This window comes from Vibrio sp. Makdt (genome assembly GCF_027587015.1).
In the GTDB taxonomy this organism is placed as follows: domain Bacteria; phylum Pseudomonadota; class Gammaproteobacteria; order Enterobacterales; family Vibrionaceae; genus Vibrio; species Vibrio chagasii_B.
Map to the genome: position 1 here is coordinate 80,959 of NZ_JAPPTH010000002.1, position 14,046 is coordinate 95,004.

The following is a 14,046-nucleotide window of genomic DNA, read 5'->3' on the forward strand; positions in this document are numbered from 1 at the left end:
TATGGCAGAACTATAGTGATTTGAGCGAAGTAACAACATGTTTAAAAAACAACAAAACCTGTGCGAATCCGTCATTGATGCCATGAAACCTAAATCAACATGGCAAGATGATGTTTTTCTCGCGGAACTATGTAAAGAACGTTTTTTGACCGTTGAAGATATTCCAGAGATGAAAAGCTTTGGTGTCTATATGGGCGGCATGGCGAAGCTATATGATGGCTACTGGGTTGAGCGCGAATCCGTTAATGTTCATACGTTGATTTTCACTATGGAAGGTGGCGGCATTCTAACAACCGCAACATCGGTACAAGCGATTTCGCCTTATACACTCGTGGTGCTTCCTGCTGAAACCCCATTTCGTTTTGAACTCGATCCTCAATATAATTATTGGAAAATGGCGTGGATGTTGACGCCTGACACTAAGCAGTGGCAGCACATAGCAAGTTTAGGACAGGGGATTGTACCTTTTGGAGAGTGTGAGCAGATCTGGTCATTAATGAACTTGGTTTACTTTGAGATAGGTGGTAGAGCCAGTTACCGTAAGTTACTCTTGAGTGAAGTTATCCGAACATTGACGGGGTTTGAGCCGAAGTCGACCAGTACCACTGCACGTGTTCAAGCGCTCTATAACGAGATTGAAAGTAGTCTGCATCAGCCATGGACAGTGGCAGGGATGGCTGAAAGAGTGTTCATCAGTGAAGAGCAACTCAATAGAGTCACCAAGACGCTATTCAACCTCTCACCACGCAGTAAATTGATTCAATTACGCATGGATAAAGCCACCAGTCTGCTGAAATATCAAGATTGGTCAGTTTCTATGATTGCTAATCGTTTAGGCTACAAAGATCCTTATAACTTTTCACATCGTTTCAAAAAGCATTTTGGTTTGTCACCCAGTCAATATCGAAAGAGCCATCGACTTCCTGGTTAGCCTTGCATGTTTCCTCGATCCATTACGCAAGATCAAACTTTTCAGTAATATTACTGTATTGAGCTATCTATCAATTTAGTATTTTTGCTCTATTCGATAGTATTGGAAATATCTCAGAAGACGACTGCTTATGCAACATGAGGAATTAATGCAACAAATTATCAGCGAGACGGATGATTTAGATCTCCCGTCAAAGCTCATTTTAAACAACAAAGAGTTTCGTTCAGGCACTAAAATCGTACGTAAGCAGGGCTGTGGTTCGATAGTAGGAACGCTTTCAGGGCCACACCGTAAGGTACTTTTTTATCTTTATCAGAACAAAGGCCAAGTAGTCAGTAAGCAAATTTTGAAGCGTGTAGGTTGGGCCGGTAAAGCGGTGACATGTGCGTCTGTATTGGTGGCTATTTACGAGATCAGAAGAGTTCTTGATTGTCGTTGTATTCAAACCGTTTCCAACGAAGGGTATGTTATGGCGGACTAAATAATCCTCTATTTATATCCTGTTAATATCTTAATAATAAAAATTTAATCTCTTTACCGTACGAATTCCATTGATTATCGTCAAATCTAAAACGTCCAGTTATAAGCGACGTTATATAAATACGACTGAATCTGACTTTGTCGCTGGCTATATAATAAGGGAATGATACAAAAATGGACTCTTATCCTGTAATAGAAACGAACCACTCTGAAAACAACGTAATACTTGAATTAAACGGAAAAATTGTTGAACTCAACACCAAACTTATTCGCAATGTAGAGAATGGCTACGTACTGGCTACCATGCCTTTGGCGTACCGAAAGATCATTTTATTTATGAATCGACATCGAGGTGAATTGTTCAGTGTTGGTCAATTAAAGAAGATTGGCTGGGAAAGTGAAAAAGTAACTAACTCTTCGGTGATTGTTGCTATATCTGAAATAAGAGCATTATTCGGAGATGGACTAATCATTACCATTACTGGTGAAGGTTATGTATTTCAACCTTAACGTTCAGAGGTAATAGATTTTATCTTCTGATCGTTGATGTTTATTGTCGTTCTTTCCTCCAGACGACATAAACAAAAAGGGCCCTTCGTTTAGACATAAAATCTTAACTCGGAGCCCTAATAACACGTATCTGGTGTCTGTCTATTTAAGCTTACTCGCCTGCAATCTGTAGGTGAGAGCGTTTTAGGCTTGCGATCAGCATGTAGATCGTTGTCGCTAGCAGAGACGCGAACAGGTAAGTGAATAACCCTGCTTGAGAATCCATGAAACTGTCTGCCACAATTGGACCCGCAACTGAACCGATGCTGTAGCAAAGCAGCATGATTTGAGTCACTGACACCAAGTAGCTTGGATCTAAGTTACGGCAGCCCAAGTTGATCGCGATTGGGTAAAGCGCAAATGTCGCCATGCCTAGCACGAACAGGCTCATGCCTAGTACGTAGAAGTCATGATTGATAGTTAGTACGCCAATGCTTGCCACACCGAGTAGGCAGAACAAAGCCATTAACAACACTTGACCTACATGGTGAGATAACCAAGTCACCATCGGCTGCACAGCCATGCCACCCATAATCACTAGAGCCATCAAACCACCAATGTCTTCGTGCGCAATGTTACGCTGAGCAAGCTCTACTGGCATCAAACCGTAAATTGCACCCAGTGTAAGTCCTGAAACGATACAGCCAATTAAAGCGCTGTGGCTTAACTTGCTGACCTGTTTTAGAGACAAAGATTGAGCATCATGAATCTGTGGTGGTGTCGCTTGTCCGTACATCAGCACAATGATCGCACCAAATAGTAGAGTGAACATCGCGATAAAAGGTACGCCGCCAGTAATACCTAGGTACCCAATGCCTAGCTGACCAACTGCAGAACCGCCGTATAGTGAACACATGTAAATCGCTAGGCGTTTAGCTCGTTGTGATTCGTCACCGCTCATAAGCCATGATTCAACAATTACGAAGATGCCTGCTACCGCAACACCAGCAACAAAACGAGCCAATAGCCATACCGCTTGATGTGGGATCAATGGCAACACAAGGATCGTTGCGATGAACACACTCAGTGCTACTACGAATGCGTCTTTATGGCCAATACGAGCAATCGCACGCTCGATCAATAACGTACCCGCTAGAAGACCTGCATAAAAGGCACTCGCCAACCAACTCGATAGATTACTCTCTAGGCCATATTCAGACAGCATCAATGGCAAAGAGCTCATTAAGTAGCCTGAAGCGATCGCGTAGAAAGACAGTGCAATAACTGGAACGGTTATGCGAGTTGTTGGTTGGATGTTGTCCAATGCAGGAGCCTCCGAAAGTGTGAGAAACGATGAATTTTCCGCGACTATGGGGGAGAAACTGAATTGGGTAAAACGAATAAAAATGGTCGTTAAGATAAAAGAAATTTGTCGACTGATGAAATTAAAATCCCGTTACAATATTTGGTGATTTCACGAGATTTTATGTGGTCAAAAAGCCGTTAAACCCTTGTTCATTGGCTATTTAATTGAGAGGGTGAAAACGAATCTATTTGTAGTGTTGAAACTAAATTTGAAGTGCAGTTTACGATAAGAGCGCGTCTTTTCGGTATTGACGTGGTGAGCTGCCACTCCATTTACGAAATGCGTGACGGAAGTTGGCGCTGTCAGAAAAACCAACACGTTCAGAAATCTCTTCAATGCTCATTTTTGTCGACGATAGATAGTGTCGAGAAAGATGGAAACGAACGTGATCGAGTATTTTCTGGTAGCTGGTATCGGCTGCTTTAAGATGGCGACGTAAAGTGCGAGAAGACATCCCTAACTCTGAGGAGATCGATTCTATTGATGGGTAACATCCAGGTCTCTCAAGAAGCATTTGAGAGACTTTCTCTTTCAGGCTGGTGGATGCACTGACTTTTGCCAACATGTCGTCACATGATTTAAGACACATCTGCAATGTGATGGTATTGGCGGTGGGAAGAGGTGAGTACAAGCTGGTTGCATCAAACTGCCATTCGAGGCGGTCACTATTGAATTCAACAGGGCAACGAAAAACTTCTGTATAAAGATCACCGTATTCTGGCTTCGGATAAGGGAAACGGATCACTTGTGATGGAAAGGGCTGTTGCAGCACTTCTTCACACAGGCTTTGAATCGCAGAGAACCAATATTCACAACAAAATGGCAGCACGGAGTCTAAGTCGATCAGCTGTTCTGCTCTGAAGTAACCAACGTTATCTTCGACCGACATGGTTTTTCTTAGCACCGGGCCAGCAAGTTGCAGGTATTTAAACCCAATCAGCAAAGCATCTAATAGCGTTTCGCTACTGAATACTGCATAACCTAGAACACCAAAGTCGCTAAAACGAGCTTGTTGGCCGACTCTTAGCCCTAAACCGCCTTCGTCACTGTTCGCCAATGCATTGCTAAACACCGCCAACTTTTGCGCCAACGTAATGTGCGTGTCTGGTGTATTGAGCTGAAGATCATCAATGTTACTGCCTTCCAACAACGCTTCGATACTGAGAGCCGGTGACAGGTAACGATGCAGTAGTTGAAGATCAAGAATACCGAATGCTTGCATATCGGGTTCGTAGACTGCGGTGTATTCCATAGGTTGCCTCTTGTTGAATATCGTCATCTTAACCGAACTTTTAACATTTGCGCCTGTTGCTTGTTCTCACTTTCCCAAGCTTGTTCAAATTTTTGCTTTATATGTACAAGGTTATACAAGGTCTGATTGAGCCATGTCCGAATATCACCGGTTTTTGTCTTTTTGAAACCTGTTAGGAATGTTATCAAAATGTTGTAATTTGATGGGTTGCACATTGGGGTGTCTCAAACATTTTGCTCAATACCTACTGTTTTGCTCAATAAACACTTTTACCTACATGACACGCCAATGTGCAGGCTCTGATAGCAACAAAGACAACACTTATTACAACGATTAAAACGTCTAAGGCGAATGTGACCGCTAGGTCTAGCCAAATAAGGAGATCATGGATGCACAATCTTGCTGTTAACTTGGAGCGTAGCGCTTCGCTGTTTCCAACGAAAGCCGCTCTGCGTATGGGCACGGATGAAGTCAGTTTTGCTCAGTTGGAACAACTTGCTGGGAAGGTAGCTGCCAATCTAGAACGACTTGGATTAAAAAAGGGCGATAAGGTCGCGCTGTCGTGTCCCAATGTGACTTATTTCCCCATTGCCTATTACGGCATTCTAAAAGCTGGCTGTGTAGTAGTACCTTTAAACGTGTTGTTTAAGGCTAGAGAGATCGCGTATCACCTCAATGACTCTGATGCGAAAGCTTATTTATGCTTTGAGGGCAGTGAAGAGCTACCCATTGGACGCTATGGATTACAAGGTTTTGCGCAGGCCGATAACTGCGAACATTTCGTGTCTATGCCAATACCAAACGGCGCAACATCTACGTTCTCAGAAAACCACGAGCAACAAGAAACGATTGCAGATTGGTTGGCACAACCTTTGGATTCATTTGAGTCTGTAGCGTGTCATGGCGATGATACCGCGGTAATTCTTTATACCTCCGGTACCACAGGTCAGCCAAAGGGCGCTGAGCTTTCACACACCAACATGCAAACCAATGCGATGTCGTCACAGTATCTGATGCGATTGGAATACAGTGATACCACAATGGCCACACTTCCTCTGTTTCACAGTTTCGGTCAAACCGTCATGATGAACGCGAGCGTGTTGACGGGGTCTACCATGGTCTTAATTCCACGCTTCGAGCCATCACTGGTGATCGAGCAGATCATTAGCCATAAAGTCAGTGTCTTTGCTGGCGTTCCTACCATGTATATCGCACTGCTCAGAGCAGGAGAAGAATCTCCTGATGCTTCTGAAAAAACAAGCAAGCGTTCTGAGCAGGTCAAACACAGCTTAAGGCTTGGTGTGTCTGGTGGTGCTTCGATGCCACTTGAGGTCATTCGTCAGTTTGAATCTCGCTTTGAATTACCGGTACTTGAAGGATACGGGCTATCTGAAACGGCACCAGTCGCGACTTTCAATCACATTGATGGTGATCGTCTCTCGGGCAGTGTTGGTCAGCCGCTGTGTGGTCACCTTATCAAGATTACGGATGTGCAAGGCAACTCGGTGGCAATGGGACAGTTGGGTGAAGTCTGTATTAAGAGCCCAAGCGTTATGAAAGGTTACTATCAACGACCTGAAGCAACGGCAGAAGCGATCCGAGATGGTTGGTTTTTAACAGGCGATATCGGACGTGTCGATGAGCACGGGAACTTGTTCATTGTTGACCGTGTGAAAGACATGATTATCCGAGGCGGTTACAACGTTTATCCGAGAGAAATCGAAGAAGTATTGATGTGTCACCCTGATGTGGAAATGGTGGCAGTAGTGGGTGAGCATCATGAGCAGCTAGGTGAAGAGATCCACGCCCACGTCGTGCTGCACGAGCATACACAATGTGACAGCAAAGCCTTAATGGCATGGTGTCGAGAACAACTGGCCGATTACAAATACCCTCGTAAAGTATTCATTCGTAGCGCGTTACCCATGACGGCAACAGGAAAAATCTTAAAGCGAGAGCTACATCCTTTAGAAGTTGCGGAGGCAATCAATGGATAACTATGACTTTATTATTGTAGGCGGTGGTTCTGCTGGGTGCGTGATGGCTTCTCGATTGTCAGAAGACCCAAATACTACTGTTTGTTTGCTCGAGGCTGGTGGCAAAGACACGAGCCCCTTTATTCATACTCCAGTTGGCGTTGTAGCGATGATGCCGACCAAACTCAATAACTGGGCTTTTGAGACGCTTGAACAGCCGGGCTTAAATGGTCGTAAAGGTTATCAGCCAAGAGGGAAGACGCTTGGTGGGTCGAGTTCTATTAACGCCATGATGTACGCGCGTGGGCATCGTTATGACTATGACACTTGGGAAAGTTTAGGTAATGCAGGGTGGAACTATAAATCGTGTTTACCTTATTTTAAGAAAGCAGAGAATAACGAAGTCCACCAAGATGAGTATCACGGCCAAGGCGGTCCTCTGAATGTGGCGAACCTTAGGTCGCCAAGCCCAATGTTGGAGCGCTATTTAACTGCGTGTGAATCGATTGGTGTCCCTCGCAATGAAGATATAAACGGTGCCGCTCAGTTCGGTGCAATGCCGACTCAGGTTACCCAGTTAAATGGTGAACGGTGCAGTGCTGCCAAGGCTTACTTGACGCCAAACCTATCGCGTCCCAACCTTACTGTCGTAACTAAAGCGACGACTCATAAAGTCTTATTTGAAGGCAAGAAAGCGGTTGGAGTTGAATACGGTTCTAACGGTAAGCGTTACCAGATCCGATGCAACAAGGAAGTCATTCTATCTGCAGGCGCTTTCGGATCTCCTCAACTGTTGTTGCTGTCAGGCGTGGGTGCTAAAGATGAGCTGGCGGAACATAGCATCGAGCAAGTCCATGAGCTGCCAGGAGTAGGTAAGAACCTGCAAGATCATATCGATTTGGTGCACTCTTATAAGTGCAGCGAAAAGCGAGAAACGTTCGGTATTTCGTTGCAAATGGCCGCTGAAATGACCAAAGCATTACCTCTGTGGCACAAAGAGCGCCGGGGGAAAATGAGCAGCAACTTTGCTGAGGGCATTGGTTTTCTTTGTTCTGAAGATCATATCGCCGTGCCAGATCTAGAGTTTGTATTTGTGGTTGCAGTTGTCGATGACCATGCGAGGAAAATTCATACCAGTCATGGGTTTACCTCACATGTCACTTTACTTAGGCCAAAAAGCCATGGCACCGTAACACTGAATAGCACCAATCCTTACGATCCGCCTAAGATCGATCCTGCGTTTTTCAGTCACCCTGAAGACATGGAAATAATGATTAAAGGGTGGAAAAAGCAGTATCAGATGCTAGAGAGTGAAGCGTTTGATGATATCCGTGGTGATGCTTTTTATCCTGTCGATGCTAGTGATGACAAGGCGATTGAACAAGATATCCGTAATCGTTCAGATACCCAGTACCACCCTGTGGGAACCTGCAAAATGGGACCTAGTAGTGATTCTTTAGCCGTGGTGGATAAAGATCTTAAAGTCCATGGTTTGAATAACTTAAGAGTCATTGATGCGTCGATTATGCCGACCTTAGTTGGGGCTAATACCAATGCGCCAACCATAATGATTGCTGAGAAAGTCGCTGATCAGATTAAAGATCAATATCGCTTGGTTAAGGAAGATGGTGCACACAAGCAAGGCGCGAATGAGAGCGCAAAACACGAAATGATTGGCTAGAAGAACATATTAGAGATAACAGGTGGATTACAATAGGTTAGGGAGCCTTATCCTTTAAGGTTCCTTAACCTATTTTGTTTGTTGATTACTGAAAGAATCGAAACAAACTTACTTAGCTAGAGCTTGATTAAGCCATTGATCAAATTGACCTTTTGGTAACGCGCCGTTGATCGTGTCGACACGTTTACCATCCTTAAATACCATCACAGTAGGAATGCTTCTGATTTGGTACATCGCGGCTAGCTGCTGCTGAGCTTCGGTATCGATCTTAACGAATCGAACATCTCCAGAACGTTCTTTGGCAACGTCGCTGAACACAGGGGCGAAGCCCACACAAGGGTTACACCATGTTGCCCAGAAATCGACAACCACAGGCTGTGAACTGTTCAAAATAGATTGGAAGTTCAATGACGTGCCTTCGATTGGCGCGCCATCTAGTAATGCGTTTTTGCATTTACCACAAGTTGGACTTTCTGAAATTCGTTCTGAAGGAACTCGGTTTACGCCACCACAAGAAGGGCAACGTGTGTTGAATGTAGACATAACTTTCTCTTTTTATTGCAACTCCGTGTCTAACGCGATTTACGAATCACGTACGGAACGCTTATACTGTTTAAAACAAGAATACGATACTTAAATAAAAACAAACAATAAACAGGTAAATGATGACAAAATTTTACGCCGAAATTACTGGCTGGGGAAAGTGTCTGCCACCAGCCGTGCTGTCCAATGATGATTTAAGCACTTTCATTGATACGTCTGACGAGTGGATTCGTACTCGAACTGGTATCGAAAACCGTCGTATCAGTCATGTAAATACCTCTGAACTAGCAACTGTTGCTGCTCAACACGCAATGGCGTGTGCTGGTTTAACAGCCGAAGATATCGATCTTGTGATCGTAGCGACGTGCAGTCCAGACTCTCTTATTCCAAATACTGCGTCTAAAGTTCAACAGAACCTAGGCATCAAGAGTGCAGCGGCTTTTGACCTTAATGCGGCGTGTACAGGCTTCATTTACGGTGTTGAAACTGCAACTCGATTGATTCAGGCGGGCAACTACCGCAATGCGATCGTTGTGGGCGCAGAGCGTCTATCATTCTTCATCGATTGGACCAAGCGTGATACAGCGGTTCTATTTGGTGATGGCGCTGGCGCTGTGGTTCTATCGCGTACTGAAGAGCAAGTTGGCCTACAAGAAGCGCAAATCGGTTGTGACGCCGAAGGTCGTGACATTCTAGCAGTACCAAAATTTGGTACTTCAATGGATCGTTTTGCGGCTGACAACGGCTACTGGGACTTTGATTTCGTAGGTAAAGAGATCTTCAAACGTGCGGTTAAGGGCATGGGCGCTGCAGCGCACACAGTGTTGAGCCGTACTGGCATCTCAACGGACAACATCGATGTTGTGATTCCACACCAAGCAAACATCCGAATTATTCAAACTCTGTGTGACATGGCAGGTATTGAGCGCGATAAGGCGTTTGTGAACATTCAAAACTATGGCAACACGTCGGCTGCGACTGTGCCAATTGCATTGTGTGAATCGTTAGAGCAAGGCTTTGTTAAACCGAACTCAAACATCCTTGTGGCGGCATTCGGTGCCGGTTTAACTTGGGGGGCAGGCCATATTAAGTGGGGTAGCCGTGTTGAGCCGTTAGGTCAATCGGACGCTAAGCTTCCAGAAGCAGATAGCTCGGCATTAGAACTTCTAGAGAGAGCCATTTTACACTGTAAAACGCGTCCTAATTCTGAGAATGAGTAGCAGCATGGTGCAAGTTCGTTTTATGACAGAAGCCGACCTCGATGGAGCAGCTTTAGTTCACCAAGCTACTTTTGTTCGACAGCAAAACTCAAAAAGTTGGTTACAATGTAACTTAAGTGCTGCGCCACGCTTTCTTAACTTTGTTGCTGAAAGCGATGGCGAGATTGTCGGCTACATTATTTGGGTTCAAAAGAGTGGGTTTAGGCCTGAAGCTGTTTTGGAGCTAGAACAACTTGCTGTGTTACCGAGTGCTCAGGGGCAAGGATTGGGCAAAAAGCTGATTCTAGACTCTTTGCCTCAAGTGAAGCAGAAGCTATCAGAGCAGGGCTCGACACTAAAACATGTATTAGTGACCACCAGAGCAGATAACTTTGCACAAAAGCTCTATCAGTCGACATTGGGCGCAGAAGTCGAAACCACGATTTCAAACCTTTACTCAGCCGATGAAGTGCTTATGATAGCTCGCAATGTTGGTGAACGAATCTGATCGCTGAGTTCTTAGAACCATTATTATCAGCGGCATAACTCGATTAACGTTTTATTAGGGGCTTCTGTGGCCCCTTTGTTATTTCTTAGGAAGTGTTTTGAAGAAAGTTTTAGCAATTGGCTACGTTTGGCCAGAACCGAATTCATCGGCGGCTGGCAGCCATATGATGTCACTTTTACGACTGTTCAAGAGACAAGGTTGGTCCGTTGAGTTCGCAACGCCAGCTCAAGAAACCGAGCATATGATTGATCTTTCTGAAGAGGGCATTACAAGCCAATCTATTCAGCTAAATTGCGATAGCTTTGACCAGTACATCGAAGAGCTGCAACCTGATGTTGTGATGTTTGACCGCTTTATGATGGAAGAGCAATTCGGCTGGCGCGTCGAGAAGGTATGTCCGAATGCCTTTAAGCTACTGGATACTGAAGATTTACAATTTCTACGCAATGCTCGACATGAAGCGGTTAAGAAAGAGACAGAGTTAACGAAAGAGCACCTGTACAGTGACTTGGCGAAACGTGAAATCGCTGCAATCCTGCGCTGTGATCTTTCGTTGATCATCTCAAGTTACGAGATGGAATTGCTCCAATCTGAGTTCAATATCGATCCAAAACTGTTACATCACCTGCCGTTCATGGTTGATCTCAACACGTTGCCTGAAAGTACGAAAAGCTTTGAAGAACGTAAGCATTTCATGACGATAGGTAATTTTAGACATGCGCCTAACTGGGATGCTGTGCTTCAGTTACAGAAGATTTGGCCGAAGATTCGTAAGCAGTTGCCTGATAGTGAACTTCATATTTACGGATCTTATCCGCCGCCGAAAGCAACCGCTTTGCATAATCCAAAAACCGGTTTCCATATCAAAGGTTGGGCTAAAGACGCTCAAGAAGTAATGGAACAGGCGCGTGTTTGTGTTGCGCCATTACGTTTTGGCGCTGGCATTAAAGGCAAGCTGCTTGATGCGATGAAGCTGCAAACTCCGAATGTAACCAGCGAGATCGGCAGTGAAGGCATGTTACCGCAAGGCGAACTACAATGGCCGGGTGCGGTTGCTGATGATATTGATGAGTTTGTTGAACAAGCTGTTGCTCTCTATAAAGATGAAGAGAGGTGGTTTAAGGCTCAAAGTCAGTGTCACTCAATTCTTGAAACACACTATGAACAGAATCAACTGGGCGACAAATTAATCGAGCGATTGATTGCACTAGATTCTGAGCTTAAATCTCATCGACTGAATAACTTCTTCGGTTCAATGCTCAAGCACCACAGCATGGCAAGCACTAAGTACATGTCACAGTGGATAGCTGAAAAGAATAAGACTAAGTAACTGATACAGCTCAAATGAAATCAAAAGCCCTTAGGTTAACGCCTAAGGGCTTTTTGGTTGTTAGGAGCTTACAGCTAGTTGAATGACAGGTGAAACAGTCATCGTTATAAATTGGTCAAGTTACATTAGCATTGACTAATTTGGGTTTATTAGTAAAATCTAATTTAAGGGTGTTGAGAATTAATGATGTTTGTGGATAGGAGAGGCCTGTGTTGAGTTTGATTCCTTGGGATGCGTTTTTCGGTGGCATGTTGTTAGGTGTGTCGGCCATTGTTTTAATGTTGGGCATTGGTCGAGTTGCAGGTATAAGTGGCATTGTTAGCCGTTTACTGCCAGTTCGCACTAGCAACAACGAAAGCAAAGGCGTGGATACTGATAAAACTGACAAGCATTGGCGTATCGCATTTATTGTTGGAATGGTCGTAAGTGGTTGGTTGTTGATTCCTACCGGTTACCAACTCCCTCAACTGGCAGAGATGAATCTCGTGGTGGTCGTTATTGCTGGTCTATTAGTCGGTTATGGCACCAAAACAGCGAATGGTTGTACTAGTGGACATGGCATTGTGGGCATGGCGCGTTTGTCTAAACGTTCGATTATCGCAACGTGTGTATTCATGGGGGTCGCAATGGCTACTGTGCTTGTTAAGAGCCTAATGGGTTTGGGGGCATAATGAAAAACTCTTCATTTACTATCGTTGTTGGTTTACTTGCTGGAGTCTTGTTTGGCTCGGGTATGATCATTTCAGGCATGGTCGATCCTAACAAGGTACTCGGCTTCTTAGATGTGACTGGCGATTGGGACATAAGCCTGGCATTCGTAATGGGCGGCGCACTGATGGTGTTTGCGCCGTTTTATCACCTAGTGATCAAAAAGCGCGATAAAGCGGTCAATGGTGAACGATTAGATAGCCGCAATAATCCGTTAATCGACAGAAAACTGATTGTGGGTTCTACAGCGTTTGGCTTAGGCTGGGGGATTGCAGGTTTTTGCCCGGGCCCTGCAGTAACCAGCCTTAGTGGCGGTAACCCAACCGTATGGGTATTTATGGTCAGCATGTTGGCAGGCATGTGGTTGGCAGGTCGAACGAATAAAACTTGCTAGAGTTAAACCTATCGTGTACTTGATAGGCTTGATATGAGCATTTGAGAGGTTGACTCGCTTTTGAGTAAAAAGCCAGTCAGCCTCTTTTTAGATCTATCTATTGTTTGATGGTCGTTGATACTGGGCAATGGTCGCTGAGTTTGTAGTCCAGCACATCTTGTGTTTTATATACCTGTTGTTTAGCAGGAGCTGCATTCAATGATTCACTCACCACAATATGGTCAATAACAGACCGGAATTGGTGTGTGCGGTGGTTATTACGATTTGAGCGAACCTTACAATCCGCACGGGTCTTTCTTGTCGCCAAACGAGCATCCGTGTTTTCAGTTAAATCCTTCCACATCCAATCTCTTGAGTAGGATAGGTTATGGTTGAAGTCGCCAAGAATGGCGTAGTCTTCGTTATTGCGCTCTCTTTGCTTTATCCACTTGTTCAGTTGCTGAGCTTGGTCTTTTAGGCGTGAACAATCGCGGTTGGACTTATAAGCACCACTGCATCCTGCCTTTAAATGAACAGAGAGCATGTGAATGGGTTTGGTCTCTGTTTCTATAACGATATAGCTGGCAAACCGAAGTTTACTGTTGGAAGTAGTTTCAAGCGGAAAGTCGGCATAGTCGGTGTGGGTTACCCCTTTACGAACTGCAAATCCAGTGTATTGGTTCACTTCTTTGAACCGGCGGTTACTGTTTTCTGGTAATGCTCGGTCAGACATCAATATCTTGTATTGATCACCAGCCACACGCTGAATGGCATTTACGTCATCGACTTCTTGAAACGCAACCACATCTGCGTTTAAGGATTGAAAATACGTTCCGAGTTTATCGAAGTCGGCTTGATCTCGTTTATCGGAAAACTTATTCACAGCCTCGTTGGTTGATAACCATTCGATATTCCAACTGGATATGGTTAAAGGTTCAGCAATTGCTTGGTTACCGATTAGGCAGCCTAACATTAACCACTTTTGTAGTCGTTTCATCCCAAATATCCCTAAATTTGTCGACCAATATTGATGAGCCGTTATCCTACAACACTTACCAAAAATTCAACTCTTTTTAGTAGTTTTTTTATTGTTACATTGTTTCTTTTCGAGTTGAGAACTAGCGTAATAATATTGAATTGATCTTAGTCAGCGTTCTCTTTTTATTGATCCAAATCAATACTCAAGTTTGGTGGTTCTCGTTAAATACGC

At 44.4% G+C, this 14,046-nt stretch carries 13 protein-coding genes and 1 pseudogene; 10 read left to right on the plus strand and 4 right to left on the minus strand.

Annotated features, from left to right (window positions below):
* The first annotated feature begins 37 nt into the window (after positions 1–37).
* The 3 genes and pseudogenes from OH460_RS02640 to OH460_RS02650 all read left to right on the plus strand — a co-directional run bounded on the left by OH460_RS02640 (position 38) and on the right by OH460_RS02650 (position 1,921).
* The gene (locus OH460_RS02640) at positions 38–931 is read left to right on the plus strand and encodes an AraC family transcriptional regulator (RefSeq protein WP_269994823.1); all 894 of its coding nucleotides are present in this window, start codon (positions 38–40) and stop codon (positions 929–931) included.
* Positions 932–1,015: 84 nt separating this feature from the next.
* Positions 1,016–1,438 (plus strand): annotated as a pseudogene (locus OH460_RS02645) (winged helix-turn-helix domain-containing protein).
* A gap of 147 nt (positions 1,439–1,585) precedes the next feature.
* Positions 1,586–1,921, plus strand: coding sequence for a winged helix-turn-helix domain-containing protein (locus OH460_RS02650; protein WP_269994827.1), 336 nt, complete (start codon positions 1,586–1,588; stop codon positions 1,919–1,921).
* A gap of 151 nt (positions 1,922–2,072) precedes the next feature.
* Here the strand turns inward: OH460_RS02650 and OH460_RS02655 are convergent, their stop codons facing one another.
* Both OH460_RS02655 and OH460_RS02660 read right to left on the minus strand, forming a co-directional pair.
* On the minus strand, positions 2,073–3,224 hold the full coding sequence (locus OH460_RS02655; RefSeq protein WP_269994828.1) for an MFS transporter: 1,152 nt from the start codon (positions 3,222–3,224) through the stop codon (positions 2,073–2,075).
* Between the two features lie 262 nt (positions 3,225–3,486).
* Positions 3,487–4,518: an AraC family transcriptional regulator gene (locus OH460_RS02660; protein ID WP_186170593.1), complete on the minus strand. Its 1,032-nt coding sequence runs from the start codon at positions 4,516–4,518 to the stop codon at positions 3,487–3,489.
* A gap of 389 nt (positions 4,519–4,907) precedes the next feature.
* On the opposite strand from OH460_RS02660, the gene OH460_RS02665 reads away from it, so the two are divergent.
* Both OH460_RS02665 and OH460_RS02670 read left to right on the plus strand, forming a co-directional pair.
* Complete coding sequence (locus OH460_RS02665; RefSeq protein ID WP_269994832.1) at positions 4,908–6,515, plus strand: long-chain-fatty-acid--CoA ligase; 1,608 nt, start codon at positions 4,908–4,910, stop codon at positions 6,513–6,515.
* A complete protein-coding gene (locus OH460_RS02670; RefSeq protein WP_269994834.1) occupies positions 6,508–8,175 on the plus strand; it encodes a GMC family oxidoreductase in 1,668 nt (555 codons plus the stop codon). Before OH460_RS02665 ends, OH460_RS02670 begins: the two co-directional genes overlap by 8 nt.
* Before the next feature lie 108 nt (positions 8,176–8,283).
* On the opposite strand, the gene trxC is transcribed toward OH460_RS02670, so the two are convergent.
* Complete coding sequence (trxC, locus tag OH460_RS02675) at positions 8,284–8,718, minus strand: thioredoxin TrxC (RefSeq protein ID WP_061030910.1); 435 nt, start codon at positions 8,716–8,718, stop codon at positions 8,284–8,286.
* A 122-nt stretch (positions 8,719–8,840) separates the two neighbouring features.
* On the opposite strand from trxC, the gene OH460_RS02680 reads away from it, so the two are divergent.
* From OH460_RS02680 to OH460_RS02700, 5 genes are all read left to right on the plus strand, one after another.
* A complete protein-coding gene (locus tag OH460_RS02680; protein WP_105058219.1) occupies positions 8,841–9,938 on the plus strand; it encodes a ketoacyl-ACP synthase III in 1,098 nt (365 codons plus the stop codon).
* A gap of 22 nt (positions 9,939–9,960) precedes the next feature.
* The gene (locus OH460_RS02685; RefSeq protein WP_269995338.1) at positions 9,961–10,425 is read left to right on the plus strand and encodes a GNAT family N-acetyltransferase; all 465 of its coding nucleotides are present in this window, start codon (positions 9,961–9,963) and stop codon (positions 10,423–10,425) included.
* Between the two features lie 97 nt (positions 10,426–10,522).
* Positions 10,523–11,755 (plus strand): glycosyltransferase, encoded by a 1,233-nt coding sequence (locus OH460_RS02690; protein ID WP_269994837.1) that lies wholly within the window; start codon positions 10,523–10,525, stop codon positions 11,753–11,755.
* 209 nt (positions 11,756–11,964) lie between these two features.
* A complete protein-coding gene (locus OH460_RS02695; RefSeq protein WP_269994839.1) occupies positions 11,965–12,426 on the plus strand; it encodes a YeeE/YedE family protein in 462 nt (153 codons plus the stop codon).
* Positions 12,426–12,857 (plus strand): YeeE/YedE family protein, encoded by a 432-nt coding sequence (locus tag OH460_RS02700; RefSeq protein ID WP_269994841.1) that lies wholly within the window; start codon positions 12,426–12,428, stop codon positions 12,855–12,857. The genes OH460_RS02695 and OH460_RS02700 overlap by 1 nt, the downstream gene beginning before the upstream one ends.
* 97 nt (positions 12,858–12,954) lie before the next feature.
* Here OH460_RS02700 and OH460_RS02705 read toward each other — a convergent pair whose 3' ends face one another.
* Positions 12,955–13,833 (minus strand): endonuclease/exonuclease/phosphatase family protein, encoded by an 879-nt coding sequence (locus OH460_RS02705; protein WP_269994843.1) that lies wholly within the window; start codon positions 13,831–13,833, stop codon positions 12,955–12,957.
* Between the last annotated feature and the right edge of the window lie 213 nt (positions 13,834–14,046).